The sequence below is a fragment of the Janthinobacterium sp. SUN128 genome (assembly GCF_030587275.1).
Classification (GTDB): Bacteria; Pseudomonadota; Gammaproteobacteria; order Burkholderiales; family Burkholderiaceae_D; genus Janthinobacterium; species Janthinobacterium lividum.
In genome coordinates this window covers 154,221-171,821 of record NZ_JAPWHY010000006.1, presented here as the reverse complement: position 1 = coordinate 171,821, position 17,601 = coordinate 154,221, and the positions used below count along the sequence as shown (strand labels likewise).

Annotated in this window: 16 protein-coding genes; 14 read left to right on the top strand and 2 right to left on the bottom strand. The window is 63.1% G+C overall.

The window, feature by feature from the left end; all coding sequences use genetic code 11:
• Positions 1-52: 52 nt before the first annotated feature.
• Complete coding sequence (locus O3297_RS26840) at positions 53-694, bottom strand: LysE family transporter (protein ID WP_070257886.1); 642 nt, start codon at positions 692-694, stop codon at positions 53-55.
• A gap of 181 nt (positions 695-875) precedes the next feature.
• Between O3297_RS26840 and O3297_RS26835 the strand changes: the two genes are divergently transcribed.
• From O3297_RS26835 to O3297_RS26770, 14 genes are all read left to right on the top strand, one after another.
• Entirely contained in the window at positions 876-1,823 is a 948-nt protein-coding gene (locus O3297_RS26835; protein ID WP_034782739.1) for a DUF808 domain-containing protein, read from the top strand.
• 85 nt (positions 1,824-1,908) lie between these two features.
• Positions 1,909-2,340 carry an inner membrane protein YiaA gene (yiaA, locus tag O3297_RS26830; RefSeq protein ID WP_034782737.1) on the top strand — a complete coding sequence of 144 codons (432 nt, stop codon included), beginning with the start codon at positions 1,909-1,911 and terminating at the stop codon, positions 2,338-2,340.
• Positions 2,341-2,433: 93 nt separating this feature from the next.
• On the top strand, positions 2,434-4,494 hold the full coding sequence (locus O3297_RS26825) for an EAL domain-containing protein (protein ID WP_305050968.1): 2,061 nt from the start codon (positions 2,434-2,436) through the stop codon (positions 4,492-4,494).
• Between the two features lie 195 nt (positions 4,495-4,689).
• Positions 4,690-6,357 (top strand): PAS domain-containing methyl-accepting chemotaxis protein, encoded by a 1,668-nt coding sequence (locus O3297_RS26820; RefSeq protein ID WP_305050967.1) that lies wholly within the window; start codon positions 4,690-4,692, stop codon positions 6,355-6,357.
• Between the two features lie 24 nt (positions 6,358-6,381).
• On the top strand, positions 6,382-7,830 hold the full coding sequence (gene hemN, locus O3297_RS26815; RefSeq protein ID WP_070257883.1) for an oxygen-independent coproporphyrinogen III oxidase: 1,449 nt from the start codon (positions 6,382-6,384) through the stop codon (positions 7,828-7,830).
• A gap of 9 nt (positions 7,831-7,839) precedes the next feature.
• Positions 7,840-8,604, top strand: coding sequence for a sulfite exporter TauE/SafE family protein (locus O3297_RS26810; RefSeq protein ID WP_230522928.1), 765 nt, complete (start codon positions 7,840-7,842; stop codon positions 8,602-8,604).
• Between the two features lie 22 nt (positions 8,605-8,626).
• Positions 8,627-11,059 (top strand): heavy metal translocating P-type ATPase, encoded by a 2,433-nt coding sequence (locus tag O3297_RS26805; protein ID WP_305050966.1) that lies wholly within the window; start codon positions 8,627-8,629, stop codon positions 11,057-11,059.
• Complete coding sequence (gene ccoS / locus O3297_RS26800) at positions 11,059-11,235, top strand: cbb3-type cytochrome oxidase assembly protein CcoS (RefSeq protein WP_034782725.1); 177 nt, start codon at positions 11,059-11,061, stop codon at positions 11,233-11,235. Before O3297_RS26805 ends, ccoS begins: the two co-directional genes overlap by 1 nt.
• Before the next feature lie 182 nt (positions 11,236-11,417).
• Positions 11,418-12,845, top strand: a complete 1,428-nt coding sequence (ccoN, locus tag O3297_RS26795; protein WP_034782722.1) for a cytochrome-c oxidase, cbb3-type subunit I — start codon at positions 11,418-11,420, stop codon at positions 12,843-12,845.
• Positions 12,846-12,860: 15 nt separating this feature from the next.
• Positions 12,861-13,475, top strand: coding sequence for a cytochrome-c oxidase, cbb3-type subunit II (ccoO, locus tag O3297_RS26790; protein WP_034782720.1), 615 nt, complete (start codon positions 12,861-12,863; stop codon positions 13,473-13,475).
• Between the two features lies 1 nt (position 13,476).
• A complete protein-coding gene (locus O3297_RS26785) occupies positions 13,477-13,680 on the top strand; it encodes a cbb3-type cytochrome c oxidase subunit 3 (RefSeq protein WP_034782719.1) in 204 nt (67 codons plus the stop codon).
• On the top strand, positions 13,673-14,593 hold the full coding sequence (gene ccoP, locus O3297_RS26780) for a cytochrome-c oxidase, cbb3-type subunit III (protein ID WP_305050962.1): 921 nt from the start codon (positions 13,673-13,675) through the stop codon (positions 14,591-14,593). The genes O3297_RS26785 and ccoP overlap by 8 nt, the downstream gene beginning before the upstream one ends.
• A gap of 2 nt (positions 14,594-14,595) precedes the next feature.
• The gene (gene ccoG / locus O3297_RS26775) at positions 14,596-15,978 is read left to right on the top strand and encodes a cytochrome c oxidase accessory protein CcoG (RefSeq protein ID WP_034782714.1); all 1,383 of its coding nucleotides are present in this window, start codon (positions 14,596-14,598) and stop codon (positions 15,976-15,978) included.
• 102 nt (positions 15,979-16,080) lie between these two features.
• Entirely contained in the window at positions 16,081-16,605 is a 525-nt protein-coding gene (locus O3297_RS26770; RefSeq protein ID WP_070257879.1) for a FixH family protein, read from the top strand.
• A gap of 3 nt (positions 16,606-16,608) precedes the next feature.
• On the opposite strand, the gene fnr is transcribed toward O3297_RS26770, so the two are convergent.
• A complete protein-coding gene (gene fnr, locus O3297_RS26765) occupies positions 16,609-17,367 on the bottom strand; it encodes a fumarate/nitrate reduction transcriptional regulator Fnr (protein ID WP_034782711.1) in 759 nt (252 codons plus the stop codon).
• Positions 17,368-17,601 lie beyond the last annotated feature (234 nt).

The window sequence follows — 17,601 nt, the reverse complement described above, 5'->3', positions numbered from 1 at the left end:
TATTGGGCGCGCCTCGCAAGCGGGCTTACAAATGTTTGCAACTTGATCTGGCTCAGGATGCCGCCTGGCCACCGCGCTTGACGAAGAACAAGGCCGTGCCGACGGCCATCAGCAAGCCGCCAAAGAAGCGGTTCTGCTTTTTTACGGCGCGCGCGTCGCGGAAAAAGCGTTGCATCGACGAAGCCAGGAAGGCGTAGCTGTGCATGACGACCTGATCGATCGTGCACATGGTGACGGCCAGGATCAGCAGTTGCGGCAGCAGGGGCGCAGCAGGGCTGATGAATTGCGGCAATACCGCCACCATGAAAATGATGCCTTTCGGATTCGTCACATTGGTCAAAAAACCCGTCAGCACGCGCCGCCCCATGGAGGGCACCACGGCGTCGGCATGCAGGTCGCCCGTCACCGCCACCTTGGCGCGCCACTGCGACAGGCCCAGGTAGATCAGGTACAGCGCGCCCACCGTCTTGACGATATTGAAGGCCACTTCGGAGGCCAGCAGCAAGGAACCGACGCCGGCGCCGGCGATGCCCAGCACCACCAGCAGCCCCAGCTGCAAGCCGAGAATGGTGGCGCTGGCCTTTTTCACCCCGTACGACAGGCCGTGCGACATCGACAGCACGGCGCCCGAGCCGGGCGAGACGGCGATGATGGAGGCGGCGATGACAAAGGTGATCCAGGTGGCGAAGTGCATGCGGTTTCCAAAAAATGGTGACGATGAACAATTTTAACCCGCTCAGTGCGGCCTTGCCGGCCCGCCCTGAGGTAAGATCGCACTCACACACCTCCTTGCCGTACAACCAAGAATAACATCATGAAAAACAACACTTTCCTCGCTCCGCCATGCCCTGCCACCACCATGGGAGCGCGCTAAGATGGCCGGCTCCAGCCTGCTGGCCCTGCTCGACGACATCGCCAGCATCCTCGACGATGTTTCCCTGATGACCAAGGTAGCCGCCAAGAAGACGGCCGGCGTGCTCGGTGACGACCTGGCCCTGAACGCGCAGCAGGTGGCCGGCGTGCGCGCCGAGCGCGAACTGCCCGTGGTCTGGGCCGTCGCCGTCGGCTCGCTGAAGAACAAGGCCATCCTCGTGCCCGCCGCGCTGGCCATCAGCGCGTTCGCGCCATGGGCCATCACGCCGCTGCTGATGGTGGGCGGCGCCTACCTGTGCTTCGAGGGCTTCGAAAAGATCGCGCACAAGTATCTGCACCCGGACGACAGCCACAAGGCCGAGCTGGCGCAGGCGCTGCGCGACCCGCAGGTCGACCTCGTCGCGCTGGAAAAGGACAAGATCAAGGGCGCCATCCGCACCGATTTCATTTTGTCGGCGGAAATCATCGTCATCGCCCTGGGCACGGTGGCCGCAGCCACCTTCGCCGAGCAGGTGGCCGTCGTCGTCGGCATCGCCCTCATCATGACGGTGGGCGTGTACGGCCTGGTGGCGGGCATCGTCAAGCTCGATGACGCGGGCTTTTACCTGGCGGCGCGCAAGGGCGCGGGCGCGCTGATGGATGGCGTGCGCGGCTTTGGCCGCATGCTCGTGTCGGCGGCGCCGAAACTGATGAAATTCCTGTCCGTCGTGGGCACCCTGGCCATGTTCATGGTCGGCGGCGGCATCCTGACGCACGGCTGGCCGTGGGCCAGCGGCATGCTGCACCATGCGGAAGAAGCCGTCGGCGGCGTGGCCGGCATCGGCCCCGTGCTGGCCGCCGTCACGCCCAGCCTGATCAACGCGGTGGCCGGCCTCATCGCCGGTGGCCTGGTGCTGGCCGGCGTTACGGCCGTGTCGGCTTTATTGCGCATGGTCAAGCCAAGCAAATAAACTTTCTGGTCTGATGGGACGGCAGGCGCATCCGTGCCTGCCGCCCCGGCCATGCCGGCGGCGCTTGCCTGCCCATGGAGACCCTATGCAGACTTCCCCCATCCAACGTCCCAGCAGCGCCTTTATCGGCGCTTCCTGGGCGGCATTGCTGATCGGCGCCATCACCTACCTGTCCGGCCTGTGGAACGCCAGCATGGCGCTCAACGAAAAGGGCTATTACTTCACCATCCTCATGTATGGCCTGTTCGCCGCCATCTCGCTGCAAAAATCCGTGCGCGACCGCGCCGAAGGCATCGCCGTGACGGGCATCTATTTCGGCCTGTGCTGGATTTCCGTGCTGCTGGCCTTGCTGCTGCTCACGGTCGGCTTGTGGAACGCCACCCTGCAGAACAGCGAGAAGGGTTTCTATGCCATGGCATTCCTGCTCAGCCTGTTTGCCGCCGTCGCCGTGCAAAAGAATGTGCGCGACGTGGCGCGTGCCTCGGCCGCCTCGCCCGCCGAGGCACCGGGAACTTAAATAGCGGCAGCGCGTCTATTCCTGTATCCATGTCGGGAGAGGATGATGGGCGACCAGCAGAAACGTTTACAGATGGCACTAGAGGCGGCGCACATGGCGATCTGGGATTCGCGCATCGTCGCCGGCCAGGTCATCGACGGCACGGTCAGCTGGTCGGCCAAGGGCGCCACCTTGCTGGGCCTGGAAGAGCGCGCGCTGACGCAGCCATTTCGCAGCTTTCTCGACTGCGTGCACACCGGCGACCGCGACAAGGTGATCAAAGTGCTGCAGGACGGCGTGCGCCGGCGCGGCGGCTACGCCCTGCAATACCGCGTCGTCTGGCCCGACGGCAGCGAACACTGGCTGGCGGCCAAGGCGCACATCTTCATGGATGCCGGCGGGCAGCCCGAACGCACCCTGGGCATCATCTGGGATATCACCGAACACATGGCGCGCGAGCTCATGATCGCCGAGCGCAAGGAACTGGCCGAAGTGACGCTCAGTTCCATCGGCGACGGCGTCATCACCACCGATCCGCACGGCAAGACGCGCTACCTGAACCGGGTGGCCGAGCAATTGACGGGCTGGAGCAACGAGCTGGCGCAGGGCCGGGACATCGGCCAGACCATGCCGCTGGCCGATGAACGCACGGGCGAAGCACGCGAGCACGTGGCCATGCGCTGCCTGCAACAGCGCCAGGCCATCGGCATTTCGCCCCGCTCGCAACTGATCACGCGCGAAGGGCGGCATATCGCCATCGAAGAATCGGCCGCGCCCATCTGGTCGCGCGACGGCGATATCCTCGGCGCCGTCGTCGTGTTCCGCGACGTCAGCCACGAGCGCAAGCTGAGTCAGCAACTGTCGTGGCAAGCCACGCACGACGCCCTGACGGGGCTGATCAACCGGCGCGAATTCGAACACCTGGTGGCCGGCGCCCTGCACACGGCCAAGCAGGATGGCCACATGCATGCGCTGCTGTACCTGGACCTGGACCAGTTCAAGGTCATCAACGACACCAGCGGCCATGGCGCCGGCGACGTGCTGCTGCAGCTGCTGGCCAAGATGCTGCAGGCGCGCATGCGCGACAGCGACATCCTGGCGCGCCTCGGCGGCGATGAACTGGGCGTACTGCTGCCGCACTGTCCGCTCGAGCATGCGCGCCAGATCGGCGAACAGCTGCGCCAGTCCATCCGCGATTTCCGTTTCGCCTGGGATAACCGCAGCTTCGAGCTGGGCGTGAGCATCGGCATCGTGGAAATCAATCAGGACAGCAAGTCCATGAGCGAGCTGCTGAGCGCCGCCGACCAGGCTTGCTACCTGGCCAAGGAGCAGGGCCGCAACCGCATCCATGTGTACCAGGAGTCCGACGTCATGCTGGCGCAGCGGCATGGCGAAATGCTGTGGATCTCGCGCCTGAACGAAGCGTTCGCGCACGATTATTTCCGCCTGTACGCCATGCCCATCGTGCACCTGCACGACAGCCCGGAACACCACGACGAAGTGCTGATCCGCATCCACAACAGCCAGGGCGACCTGATCTTGCCGGGCGCCTTCATTCCGGCCGCCGAACGCTACGACATGATGCTGTCCATCGACCGCTGGGTCATCCGTGCCGTCTGCCACCATATCCAAAGCGTGCGCGACAGCCTGCCGCCTTTGGCCGCGCTGGCGGAAAGCCGGCGCCGCGCACCGGCCCTGTATTCCGTCAACCTGTCGGGCATGTCGCTGGCCGATGCCGGCTTGCACGACTACATCACCGAGCAGTTCGTAGAATTCGCGATTGCTCCCGAGCAAATCTGCTTTGAAATCACGGAAACGGCCGTCATCGCCAACCTGCCCAAGGCGCAGGTGTTCATGCGCCAGCTCAAGGCCCTGGGCTGCCGCTTTTCGCTCGACGACTTCGGCAGCGGTTTTTCCTCGTTCGGCTACCTGAAGGCCCTGCCCGTCGACTATTTGAAGATCGACGGCGTCTTCGTGCGCGACATCGCCACCAATGCCATCAACCGCGCCATGGTGAAGGCCATCAATGAGGTGGGCCACGTGATGGGCTTGAAAACGGTGGCCGAATACGTGGAAGACGATGCCACCCTGGCCGTCATCCGCGAACTGGGCATCGACTACGCGCAAGGCTACGCCGTGGGCAGCCTGCGCCCCCTGACGGCGGGTATCGATTAGCCGCTGCCGACAACCAGTGCCTTTAAAACAATGCCGCATTGCTATCGCTAAATGCGTGCAAGCACGACCAATCTGGAGGATTTTGATCTACATCAATAAATTTGCGCAGGCGACTCCTTACACTGATCTCCATTCTTGCAATCGTGCAAGTCTTACTCACCAATTGCTTGTTTAACTGATCAGGAAGCCGCGACCATGCGACAAAATTTGCCAGTGACTAACCGTGAAGTCCTCGTCCTGGACGATCAGGCCATCGTGTCGAAAACGGATATGAACGGCAATATCGTGTATGTGAACCCCTACTTCAGCCAGGTCAGCGGCTTCAGCGAGGCAGAGCTGCTCGGTTCGCCCCAGAACATCGTGCGCCACCCGGACATGCCGGCCGAAGCGTTTGCCGACCTGTGGGCCTCGATCCAGGCCGGTACGCCGTGGACGGGCCTGGTCAAGAACCGCTGCAAGAACGGCGATTTCTACTGGGTGCGCGCCAACGTCACGCCTATCCGCGAAGCGGGCAAGACCATCGGCTACATGTCCGTGCGCGTGAAAGCGGACAAGTACCAGGTCAAGGCGGCCGAAGAAGCCTATGCGGCCATCCGCAACAAGGAAGGCGGCAACATCGTCATCAAGAACGGACAGATCGTGCGCCCGGGCCTGGCGCACCTGCTGCACAACCTGACGCACATGTCGCTCAACCTGCGCATCTGGGCCGCCACCTCCATCGTCAACTGTCTGCAGCTGCTGGTGTGCGTCATCAGCCTGTTCGCCAGCGGCGGCAAGATCACCAATTACGCCATCTTCGGTGCCACCCTGTTCGGCTTCCTGATCAACGTCTTCCTCTGGTACACCTTGCGCATGTCCGTGCTCAAGCCGCTGGGCAAGGCCCTGAACGGCGCGCGGGCCATTGCCGCCGGCGACCTGTCGGGCAGTTTTGAAACGGAAAGCACGGATGAAGTGGGGCAACTGCTGCGCGCGCTGCAACAGATGAACAGCAACCTGATCGCCACCATCCGCGACGTGCGCATCAACGTGGAAACCATGGCCGTGGCCACCAAGCAAATCGCCGTCGGCAATATGGACCTCTCGGGCCGCACGGAATCGCAGGCCGCCAGCCTGGAAGAGACGGCCTCGAGCATCGAGGAATTCTCGTCGACCGTGAAACAGAATGCGGACAACTCGGTGCAGGCGAATGAACTGGCCGTGGCCGCCTCGAAAGTGGCCGTACAGGGCGGCGAGATCGTTTCCGAAGTGATCACCACCATGGACGAGATCAACACCTCGTCGAAGAAAATCGTCGACATCATCGGCCTGATCGAAGGCATCGCCTTCCAGACCAACATCCTGGCCTTGAACGCGGCCGTGGAAGCGGCGCGCGCCGGCGAGCAGGGCAGGGGCTTCGCCGTCGTGGCGGGCGAAGTGCGCAACCTGGCGCAGCGCTCGTCCGTGGCAGCCAAGGATATCAAGCAACTCATTGAAATTTCCGTCGGCAAGGTCGGTGCCGGCATGCTGCAGGTGAACCGCGCCGGCGCCACCATGGAACAAGTGGTCAGCTCCGTCAAGCAGGTGACGGCCATCATGCAGGAAATTTCCATCGCTTCGCGCGAACAGAGCATCGGCGTCGACCAGGTCAACCAGGCCATCGCCCACATGGACCAGGTGACGCAGCAGAACGCGGCCCTGGTGGAAGAAGCCGCCGCGGCCGCCACGCGCCTGGCGGAAGAAGCAGCCAGCCTGTCGCAAGCCGTGAGCCTGTTCAATTTCGGCAAGATGCCGCCACCGCGCCGCGTCGCCATGCCTGGCGGCAAATCGGGTGCTGCGGGCGCCGCGAACGCCGGCAAACCCGCCATGAAACGCCTGGCCGCCTAAACCTTTCAAGACTTCATACACACCATGCCTACACTACTCAGCAGTGCTTCCGCCGACCTGGACGCCGTCGTCGAATTCGACCCGGTCATCATCGGCAAGATGAGCCAGTCCGGCCCGCGCTACACGTCCTATCCGACCGCCGACCGTTTCAATGCGGAATTTGGCTACGGTAACTTCCTCGAAGCGCTGGCCGCCTTGCGCATGCGCGGCGGTCGCCGTCCGCTGTCGCTGTACGTGCATGTGCCGTTCTGCGACACCCTGTGCTACTACTGCGCCTGCAACAAGATCATCACGAAAGACCGCAGCAAGGCCGCTACCTACCTCAGCTATCTGAAACAGGAAATCGCCATGCAGGGCAAGCTGTTTGCCGGCATGAACCAGATCGAGCAATTACACTTCGGCGGCGGCACGCCCACTTACCTGAGCGAAAAGCAGATGGACGAACTGATGGCGCACTTGCGCCAGCATTTCGAGTTCGCGTCCGATGAAGACGGCGAATATTCGATCGAGATCGATCCGCGCACCGTGTCGCGCGAGCGCGTGTTTTCCCTGCGCGCGCAAGGCTTCAACCGCATCAGCCTGGGCGTGCAGGATTTCGACGCCGACGTGCAAAAGGCCGTCAACCGCATCCAGCCGGAAGCGGAGACGGTGGCCATCATGCAGGCGGCGCGCGACGCCGGTTTCCGCTCGATCAGCATCGACCTGATCTACGGCTTGCCCAAGCAAAGCCTGGACACCATGACGGAAACCTTGCGCAAGGTCATTTCCGCCAGCCCCGACCGCATCGCCCTGTACCACTACGCGCACATGCCGCACCTGTTCAAGCCGCAGCGCCGCATCCTCGACGCCGACATGCCCGACAGCGCCACCAAGCTGGCCATGCTGGGCCTGTGCATCGCGCGCCTGACGGCCGCCGGCTATGTCTACATCGGCATGGACCATTTCGCCAAGCCGACGGACGATCTGGCCGTGGCGCAGCGCCAGGGCCGTTTGCACCGCAACTTCCAGGGCTATTCCACGCGCGCGGAAGCGGACCTGATCGCCTGCGGCGTGTCGGCCATCAGTTCCGTCGGCGCCGTCTACAGCCAGAATGAAAAGACGCTCGACGCGTACTATGAAAAGCTCGACGAAGGCGTGCTGCCGATCGCGCGCGGCATCAAGCTCGACACGGACGATTTGTTGCGCCGTATCATCATCCAGATGCTGATGTGCAATTTCGAATTGTCGATCGCCAGCATCGAGCAAGCGCACCCCGTCAAATTCCGCAGCTATTTCGCCGCCGAACTGGACAAGCTGCGCGAACTGGCGCGCGACGGCTTGCTCGTCATCGAGGAAGACTGGCTGACGGTGACGCCGAAAGGGCGCTTGCTGATCCGCAATATCTGCATGGTCTTCGACCGCTACCTGACCCTGGCGCGCGCCAACACGGCGCCCGACGCCGTGCAGCCGCTGCGCTACTCGAAAACGGTGTAGCGCAGCGCGATGAATGCCCTCAGCCTCGTGCCCATGTTCCTGGTCGGCCTGGCCGGCAGCGTGCACTGCATCGGCATGTGCGGCGGCATCGTCGGCGCCTTGTCGCTGGGCGGGGGCGCGGCGCCCGTGCGCCCCGTCATTTCCATCGCCGTGGCGCGCCCCGCATTGCAGACCAGCGTGCAAGCGAACGTGCTGCGCGTGCTGGCGTACAACGGTGGGCGCATAGGCAGCTACATGCTGGCTGGCGCCATGGCCGGCAGCCTGGCGGGCGCCGGCATGCTGCACCTGGCGTCATTGCAGGTGGCCGGCTACTGGCTGGCCAACCTGATGCTGGTGGCTTTGGGACTGTACCTGATGGATGCCTGGCGCGGCCTGGCCCACCTGGAAGCGGCCGGCAATGTCGTCTGGCGCCGTGTGCGCCCCCTGCTGAAACCGCTGATGCCGATGGATACGCCGTTCAAGGCGCTGGCCGTGGGCGGCCTGTGGGGCTGGGTGCCGTGCGGCATGGTCTACAGCGCGCTGCTGACGGCCATGATGCAAGGTTCTGCCCTGAACGGCGCGGCCGCCATGGCCGCCTTCGGCCTGGGCACCCTGCCCACCCTGCTGGGCATGGGCTTGCTGGGCACGCGCTTGCGCACGCAGATGCAGCGCCGTCCCGTGCGCATCGCCAGCGGCTTGCTGGTGCTGGGCTTTGGCTTGCTGGGCCTGCTGCGCGCCGCGAATGGCGTATCGCTGGGCTGGCTCGACGCCCTGTGCGTCACGGGCCATCCATGAAAAGACGCTTGAAACCAAACCTATGAATGCTGTTCTACAACCCTCCGCCTGCTTCCATTGCGGCTTGCCCGTCCCGAGTGGTTCCAGCTGGAACGTCACCATCGACGCCGTGCCGCGCGCCATGTGCTGCCCCGGCTGCGAAGCGGTGGCGCAAACCATCGTCGACATCGGCCAGAGCGCGTACTACCGCGACCGCGATGAATACGCCGTCAACGCCTTTGATGCCACCCTGATGCCACCCGAGCTGCGCCTGTACAGCAATGACGATGCGCAATTCGCGCGCGACGCCAGCAGCTGCGAAGCGACGCTGTCCGTCGAAGGCATCCGCTGCGCCGCCTGCGTCTGGCTGATCGAGCGCCAGCTGACGCGCCTGCCCGGCGTGCAGGCAGCCAGCCTGAACGTCGCCACGGAGCGCCTGTACGTGCGCTGGAGCCGCGCCGAATGCGAGCCGGGCGACATCCTGCAAGCGGTGCGCCAAGTCGGCTATACGGCCTATCCGTACGACGCCGTGCGCCATGGCGAACGCCTGCAAAAGGCCAGCAAGACCCTGGGCCGCCAGCTGTTCGTCGCCGGCCTGTCGATGATGCAGGTGATGATGTACGTGGCGCCCGCCTATCTGGCCGAGGATGGCACGCTGGACGACAATATGGCCAGCCTGATGCGCTGGGCCAGCCTGCTCCTGACCCTGCCGGCCATCTGCTATTCGGCCATGCCGTTTTTCCAGGGCGCCTGGGCCAGCCTGCGCGCGCGTACCCTGGGCATGGACGTGCCCGTGGCGCTGGGCATCCTGGCGGCCTTCTTCGGCAGCGTGGTGGCGACCTTTACGGGCCGCGGCGAGGTGTATTACGACTCGGCCACGATGTTCATCTTCCTCTTGCTGTGCAGCCGCTATTTCGAGCTGCAGGCGCGCCGCAAGGCCGCCTCGGCCCTCGAGCGCCTGCAGCACGCCTTGCCCGCCTCCGCATCGCTGATGGCGGGCTTTCCCGACAACCGCGCCACCACCCTGGTGCCGGCCGGCAGCCTGGCCGTCGGTGACGTCATCCTGGTGAAACCGGGCGAGGCGATTGCCGCCGACAGCATCATCGTCGAAGGCACGAGCGCGCTCGATTTATCCCTGCTGACGGGCGAGAGCGCGGCGCAGCGCAGGAAAACCGGCGAGCGAGTGCCGGGCGGGGCGATCAACGCCAGCGCGGCGCTCATCTTGCGCGTGCTGAAACCGGCGCGCGAAAGCACCCTGTCCGACCTGTTGAAACTGATCGAACGGGCCGGCAGCGGCAAGCCGCAGATCGCGCAGTGGGCCGACAAGGTCGCCGCCTGGTTCGTGCTGGGCTTGCTGCTGTTTGCCGTCGCCGTGTTCGCCTTCTGGAGCTGGCACGACCCGTCGCAGGCGTGGCCCGTGGCCATCGCCGTGCTGGTCGTCTCGTGCCCCTGCGCGCTGTCTCTCGCCACGCCGACGGCGCTGGCGGCGGCCACCGACAGCCTGCTGCGGCGCGGTGTGCTGATCGTCCAGCCGCATGTGCTGGAAACCCTGCACCGCGCCACCCACATCGTCTTCGACAAGACGGGAACCTTGACGCTGGGCCGGCCCGTGCTGCGGCAAATCGAGGGACTCGGCAGCATGAGCGAGGACGCTTGCCTGCAGGTGGCCGCCGCGCTGGAAGCGGGCAGCGCCCATCCGCTGGCGCAGGCGATCCTGGCGGCGGCAGGGGAACAGCCGCAGCCGCGCACGCATGCGGAGCAATTGCAGGAAGTGCAGGGACAAGGCCTGGAGGGCATCGTCGATGGCGTGCACTACCGCCTGGGCAACGCGGCCTTTGTCGCCGCCATCGCCGGGCCGCCGCTGGGCGACACGGCCGTCGGCATGCAGGGCATGACGCCGCTGTACCTGGGTGCGCAGGGGCGCTGGCTGACGCGCTTCTTACTCAGCGATGCGCTGCGCCCCGAGGCGCGCGACGTGGTCGCGTATTTCCACCGGCGCGGCAAGCAGGTCGTGCTGCTCAGCGGCGACCAGGAAGCGCTGACGCAAAGCGTGGCGACGGAACTGGGCATCAACACGGCGTGCGGCGAATGCCTGCCCGATGAAAAGCTCGATTTCGTGCAGCAATTGCAGGCGACGGGCGCCGTGGTGGCGATGGTCGGCGACGGCATCAACGACGCCGCCGTGCTGAGCGGCGCCGACGTGTCCTTCGCCATGGGTTCCGGCGCCGCGCTGGCGCAGGCGCATGCGGATACGGTGCTGCTGTCGAGCCAATTGGTTTCCGTGCTCGACACGGCGAAAACGGCGGCGCGCAGCATGCGCATCATCCGCGAAAACCTGGGCTGGGCTACCCTGTACAATCTGACAGCCATCCCGGCCGCCGCGCTGGGTTTCCTGAACCCCTGGCTGTCCGGCGTGGGCATGGCTGCCAGCTCGGCCGTCGTCATCGCCAACGCCCTGCGCCTGCGGAAAGTCTAATGGAAGCTCTCTACCTCCTCATCCCCTTAAGCGTCGTGGTCGTCTTCATCGCCCTGTGGGTGTATTTCACGGCCTCGGACGGCGGCCAGTTCGACGACCTCGTCGGACCGGGCCTGCGCGTGCTGCAGGACGACGATACGACGGCCAAGCCGGCGCCCGGCGAACCGCATCCCTGATTTCACCCGCCCGGATTGCCGGGATCTTGCATGGCTTTTTTGACCGAAATATCACTTTATTTCGATGCCAGTTCGCTACGCTTATTTCATCCGGGGAATTTTGATCCACATCAAAGTTTTTTCGCGGTCAAACACTTACTCTCTGGCCACCATCATAAATAGTAATTCCAGGGAGAGTCTTTGTGGATCAATCGCTGAACTATAACTACAAGATCGTGAAGCAATTCGCGGTCGCTACTGTGGTATGGGGCATCATCGGCATGCTGGTTGGCGTTATCATCGCCGCTCAGCTGGCCTGGCCTGCCCTGAACCTCGACATACCATGGCTGACATACGGACGCTTGCGTCCGCTGCACACGAATGCGGTGATTTTCGCCTTCGGCATCTGCGGCCTGTTCGCTACTTCGTACTACGTTGTCCAGCGCACCTGCCAGGTGCGCCTGTTTTCCGACAAGCTGGCCGCCTTCACGTTCTGGGGCTGGCAAGCGGTGATCCTGTGCGCCGTCGTCACCCTGCCCTTGGGCATGACACGCGGCAAGGAATACGCCGAGCTGGAATGGCCTATCGCCATCCTCATCGCCGTCGTCTGGATCGCTTACGCCATCGTGTTCTTCGGCACCCTGATCAAGCGCAAGGTCAAGCACATCTACGTGGCCAACTGGTTCTTCGGCGCCTATATCCTGGCCGTGACGATCTTGCACGTGGTCAATGGCGCCGTCATGCCAGCCTCGTTCACCAAGTCGTATTCCGCGTATGCGGGCGTGCAGGACGCGATGATCCAGTGGTGGTACGGCCATAACGCGGTGGGTTTCATCCTGACCGCCGGCTACCTGGGCATGGTCTACTACTTCATCCCGAAACAGGCCGAGCGCCCCGTGTACTCGTACCGTTTGTCGATCGTCCACTTCTGGGCGCTGATCTTCACCTACATGTGGGCCGGCCCGCATCACCTGCACTACACGGCATTGCCTGACTGGACGCAATCGATCGGCATGGTCTTCTCGCTGGTCCTCCTGGCACCAAGCTGGGGCGGCATGATCAACGGCATCATGACCCTGTCGGGCGCCTGGCACAAGCTGCGCACCGACCCGATCCTGAAATTCATGATCGTCTCGCTGTCGTTCTACGGCATCGCCACCTTCGAAGGTCCGATGATGTCGATCAAGACCATCAACTCGCTGTCGCACTACACCGACTGGACCGTTGCCCACGTGCATGCGGGCGCCCTGGGCTGGGTGGGCTTCATCACCATGGGTTCGATCTACTACCTGCTGCCGCGCCTGGCTGGCCGCACGCAGATGCACAGCACGCGCCTGGTCGACGTGCACTTCTGGGTGGCCACCATCGGCATCGTGCTGTACATCGCCGCAATGTGGATCGCCGGCGTGATGCAGGGCCTGATGTGGCGCGCGGTCAATCCGGACGGCACCCTGACCTACACCTTTGTCGAGAGCGTGAAAGCGACGTATCCGTACTACGTGGTGCGCGTGGCCGGTGGCCTGCTGTACCTGTCGGGTATGTGCATCATGGGCTACAACACCTGGATGACGCTGCGCGGCAGCAAACTCCCCGTCGCCCGCATTCCGGAACTGAACGCGGCGCACGCCTGATAGGAGCGAAAGCAAATGAAATTTTCACATGCATGGATTGAAAGAAACCCCTGGCTGCTGATCGCCCTGGTCACGGTGGTGATCAGCATCGGCGGCGCCGTCGAGATCGTTCCCCTGTTCTTCCAGAAGAGCACGACGGAACCCGTCGCCGGCCTGAAACCATACTCGCCGCTGCGCCTGGCGGGCCGCGACATTTACGTGCGCGAAGGCTGCTACAACTGCCACTCGCAGATGGTGCGTCCGCTGCGCGCGGAAACGGAACGCTATGGCCACTATTCGGTCGCCGGCGAGTTCGTCTACGACCGTCCGTTCCAGTGGGGTTCCAAGCGCACGGGCCCCGACCTGGCCCGCGTGGGCGCGCGCTACAGCGACGAATGGCACCGCACGCACTTGAACAACCCGCGCGACGTGGTGCCCGAGTCGAACATGCCGTCCTACCCCTGGCTGGCGAAGACCAAGCTGGTGCCTGACGAGATCATGCCGAAGATGCGCGCCCTGAAACGCCTGGGCCAGCCGTACAGCGATGAAGAGATCGCCGCCGGCCCCGCGCAGCTGCAGGACAAGACGGAAGAAGACGCCCTGGTCGCCTATCTGCAAGGCCTCGGTACATTAATCAAAACAAGGAATTAGCATGGCAATCGAAAACCTGTTTGACAGCGCCAGCAGCGTCATGACGGTGGTTTCCTTTACGACGTTCGTGGGCATCCTGTGGTGGACGTTCAGCCGCAGCAACAGCGACTTCGACGCGGCGGCACGCCTGCCGTTCGCCGACGACGCGCTCGACTATCCGGCCGAAGCCGAAATGACCCTGGCGAAGGAGCATAACCATGGCTGACTTTACCAATGGCTTCTGGAATATCTACATCATCGTGCTGTCCCTGCTGGGCATCATCGGCTGCGGCGTGCTGCTGTACTCGCAGTCGAAAATCAAAGTGGTCGAGGGCGCCCCCGCTGACGGCACCACGGGCCACGTCTGGGACGAGGATTTGAAGGAACTCAACACGCCGATGCCGCGCTGGTGGATGTGGCTGTTCTACATCACCATCGTCTTCTCCCTGGCGTACCTGTTCCTGTACCCGGGCCTGGGCAACTATGCCGGCAGCCTGGGCTGGAAGTCGACGGGCCAGTACGAGGAAGAACTGAAGAAGGCGGAAGCCGACTACGGTCCCCTGTTCAACAAGTACCTGAGCCAGGACTTGAAGACGGTGGCCGCCGATCCGCAGGCGCAAGCCATCGGCCAGCGCCTGTTCCTGACCTACTGCGCGCAATGCCACGGTTCGGATGCACGCGGCAACAAGGGCTTCCCCAACCTGACCGACAAGGACTGGCTGTATGGCGGCGAACCCGACGTCATCAAGACCACCATCATGCACGGCCGCAATGGGCAGATGCCACCGATGGGCGCCGCCCTGGGCTCCGAAAAGGATGTCGAGAATGTGGCCCATTATGTGCTGAGCCTGTCCGGCTCGACCTCGGATCCCGTCAAGTCCGTGCTGGGCAAGGCCAAGTTCGGCGCCTGCATGGCCTGTCATGGCGCCGATGCCAAGGGTAACCAGATGCTCGGCGCGCCGAACCTGACGGACAAGACCTGGCTGTACGGCGGCAGCGCCGATACCATCATGGAAACCGTACGCAAGGGACGCAGCAACACCATGCCGGCCTTCAGCGATTTCCTCGGCGAATCCAAGGTACACGTGCTGTCGGCGTATGTCTGGAGCCTGTCGAATCCGCAGGCACCCGCGAAGTAAAAATGGAACCTCAAGTCATCAAGATGTATGCGGCCCGCGAGCAAATCTACCCTCGCGAGGCCAAAGGACGCTACGCTACCTGGCGATGGGTATGCGTATGGCTTACCCAGCTGGCGTTCTACGGCTTGCCGTGGTTGACCTGGAATGGCAGGCAAGCCCTGCTGTTCGATTTGACCACGCGCAAGTTCTACATTTTCGGCGTCGTGCTGTGGCCCCAGGATTTCATCTATCTGGCGGCCCTGCTGATCATCTGTGCGTATTTGTTGTTCCTCGTCACGGCCATTGCCGGGCGGGTGTGGTGCGGGTTCTCCTGCCCGCAAACGGTATACACGGAAATTTTCCTGTGGGTCGAACGCCGCATCGAGGGCACGCGCAGCGCGCGCATGGCCCTCGACAAGCAGGGCCCCTCCGTGCGCAAGGCATTCAAGAAGACGGCCAAGCACCTGGTATGGGGCGCCATCGCCCTGTGGACGGGCTTTACCTTTGTCGGCTACTTCACGCCGATCAAGGAACTGGCGCAGTCGGTGACCACCCTCAATTTCGGTCCCTGGGAATGGTTCTGGGTCTTGTTCTACAGCCTGGCAACCTACGGCAACGCGGGCTGGCTGCGCGAGCAGGTGTGCAAATACATGTGCCCCTACGCGCGCTTCCAGAGCGCCATGTTCGACCAGGACACGCTGATCATCACCTACGATGCCAAGCGCGGCGAACCGCGTGGCGCCATGAGCAAGAAGGCCGGCAACAACGACAAGCTGGGCGATTGCATCGACTGTACCCTGTGCGTGCAGGTGTGTCCGACCGGCATCGATATCCGCAACGGCCTGCAGTATGAATGCATCGGCTGCGCCGCCTGCGTCGATGCCTGCAACAGCGTGATGGACAAGGTCGAGCGGCCGCGTGGCCTGATACGCTACAGCACCGACCATGCGATGGAAAACAACTTCAATTCGAAGCAGATACGCCAACGCGCCATGCGCCCGCGCGTCCTGATCTACACTTCCATCCTGGCCCTGATCATCATCGCCGTGTGTACGTCGCTGGCCCTGCGCACGCCCCTGAAAATGGACGTGATCCGCGACCGCGGTTCGATGGGACGCGAAGTGGAGGACGGCATGATCGAAAACGTCTACCGCCTGCAGATCATGAATACGTCCGAGCAAAGCCAGCATTTTAAAATCAGCGCTTCCGGCTTGCCGGGCCTGACCTTGCTGACGCGCGAAGAAGTGACCTTGCAGCCGACGGAAACGCTGGGCTGGCCGATCCGCCTGCGCGTGCCGCACGGCGTCGGCGAGAAGGGCTCGAACAAGATTGCGATCGAATTGCAATCGCTGGACGATCCATCGCTGCATGTGCGTGAAAGCGCGGTATTCATCGTGCCGCGTTAACAAGGAAAGGCGGACGGGGACCGGGTGCCCTCGCCGCCGCCACGAAGTTGCAGGAAGGCCGGTCCCCATGCGGGGACTGGCTGATCAAACAGGAGAAACACCATGTCCGACAGTCTGAAACTGCAACCCCCCGTTGCACCGTGGTACAAGCATCGCTGGCCATGGCTGCTGATGATCGGTCCCGGCCTGTCCGTGGTCGTCGGCAGCTTCATGGGCTATATCGCGTTTACGCAGCCCGATGCGCTGGTGGTGGGCGATTATTACAAGCAGGGCAAGGCGATCAACCAGGATTTGAAGCGCGACACGATCGCCAGCGACCTGGCCATGGATACGCGCCTGTCATATGACGTGGCTGCAGCGCGCCTCAGTGGTTCCGTGCACAGCTTCGGCAAGGCTTATCAGGCGCCGCTGCAGCTGCACCTGGCGCATGCGACCCTGCCGGAAAAGGATATCAAGCTGCTGGTGCAGCCCGATGCGGCCGGCAATTTTTCCGTAGCACTGCCGATGCTCGAGCGCAGCCGCTGGCAAGTGCTGGTGGAAAACGACAAACGCGAGTGGCGCCTGTCCGGCATCTGGACCTGGCCCCTGCAACGCAGCATCGCGCTGCACGCGGATGAAGAACTGTAAGTCTTATTTGCAGACGTCCGTGCCGGCCGTAATGGCTTTCAACTTGGCCGGCTGCAGGATTTCGATCTCGCGGTTCGAGACGCGCAGCCAGCCTTCCTTCTTGAATTTCGACAATAAACGGCTGACGCTTTCGATGGTCAGGCCCAGATAGTTGCCGATTTCCTCGCGCGACATGCGCAGCTGGAAATTGCTGCCCGAATAGCCGCGTGCTTCATAGCGCGACGCCAGGTTGACGATGAAGGCGGCAAAACGCTGGGTCGCCTGCATATTGCCCAGCAATAGCATGACGCTTTGCTCGCGCGTGATTTCCTGGCTCATCATGCGGTGGAAATGACGCAGCAGGGTCGGCATATTGCCCAGCAATTGTTCCAGGCTGGAAAACGGAATTTCACACACTTCACTGTCTTCCAGCGCCACCGCATTACAGTGGTGGCGGTCGGCGCTGATGGCATCCATGCCCAGCAGTTCACCGGCCATCTGGAAACCCGTCACCTGCTCTTCGCCACCCGGATTGATCTGGTAGGTCTTGAAGTGCCCGAGGCGGATCGCGTACAGGTTCTGGAACGAGTCGCCGATGCGGAACAGCGAGGCCCCGCGCACGATCTTGCGGCGGCGGCCGATGATCTGGTCCAGCCTATCCATGTCGCCCACATCAAGGCCCATCGGCAGGCACAATTGATGCATGCTGCAGGTCGAGCATCGTGCACGCAACGCCTCCACGTTCACGGTGGGCAAGGTGGGAGTGAGTAGCGCTTCAGTCATGTCGGTACCTTTTAGAAAATGCAACAACAAGTTTACTGCATACAGCTGCATACAGGGTTGCCGTATGCCAATTTCACCGTAAATTCGGCGAATAAACGACGTCCAGCCTTTAATTATATGGCAACATCGTCAAAAGCCCATACGGGGCGGGCAATTTGCGCGGCGGCGCTTGCCAAGCTGGGGTATTGATAGGAAAATTCCTGACAGCATTATCTGCCGCCTGTGCCGCCCGGC

What these genes read in the sequence shown, in the direction of transcription:
- O3297_RS26785 (WP_034782719.1), top strand. Translation starts at nt 13,477, where the DNA reads ATGGCAATCGAAAACCTGTTTGACAGCGCCAGCAGCGTCATGACGGTG.
- fnr (WP_034782711.1), bottom strand. Translation starts at nt 17,367, where the DNA reads ATGACTGAAGCGCTACTCACTCCCACCTTGCCCACCGTGAACGTGGAG.
- O3297_RS26810 (WP_230522928.1), top strand. Translation starts at nt 7,840, where the DNA reads ATGAATGCCCTCAGCCTCGTGCCCATGTTCCTGGTCGGCCTGGCCGGC.
- O3297_RS26825 (WP_305050968.1), top strand. Translation starts at nt 2,434, where the DNA reads ATGGCGATCTGGGATTCGCGCATCGTCGCCGGCCAGGTCATCGACGGC.
- ccoP (WP_305050962.1), top strand. Translation starts at nt 13,673, where the DNA reads ATGGCTGACTTTACCAATGGCTTCTGGAATATCTACATCATCGTGCTG.
- O3297_RS26820 (WP_305050967.1), top strand. Translation starts at nt 4,690, where the DNA reads ATGCGACAAAATTTGCCAGTGACTAACCGTGAAGTCCTCGTCCTGGAC.
- ccoO (WP_034782720.1), top strand. Translation starts at nt 12,861, where the DNA reads ATGAAATTTTCACATGCATGGATTGAAAGAAACCCCTGGCTGCTGATC.
- O3297_RS26805 (WP_305050966.1), top strand. Translation starts at nt 8,627, where the DNA reads ATGAATGCTGTTCTACAACCCTCCGCCTGCTTCCATTGCGGCTTGCCC.
- O3297_RS26840 (WP_070257886.1), bottom strand. Translation starts at nt 694, where the DNA reads ATGCACTTCGCCACCTGGATCACCTTTGTCATCGCCGCCTCCATCATC.
- ccoS (WP_034782725.1), top strand. Translation starts at nt 11,059, where the DNA reads ATGGAAGCTCTCTACCTCCTCATCCCCTTAAGCGTCGTGGTCGTCTTC.
- yiaA (WP_034782737.1), top strand. Translation starts at nt 1,909, where the DNA reads ATGCAGACTTCCCCCATCCAACGTCCCAGCAGCGCCTTTATCGGCGCT.
- ccoG (WP_034782714.1), top strand. Translation starts at nt 14,596, where the DNA reads ATGGAACCTCAAGTCATCAAGATGTATGCGGCCCGCGAGCAAATCTAC.
- O3297_RS26770 (WP_070257879.1), top strand. Translation starts at nt 16,081, where the DNA reads ATGTCCGACAGTCTGAAACTGCAACCCCCCGTTGCACCGTGGTACAAG.
- O3297_RS26835 (WP_034782739.1), top strand. Translation starts at nt 876, where the DNA reads ATGGCCGGCTCCAGCCTGCTGGCCCTGCTCGACGACATCGCCAGCATC.
- hemN (WP_070257883.1), top strand. Translation starts at nt 6,382, where the DNA reads ATGCCTACACTACTCAGCAGTGCTTCCGCCGACCTGGACGCCGTCGTC.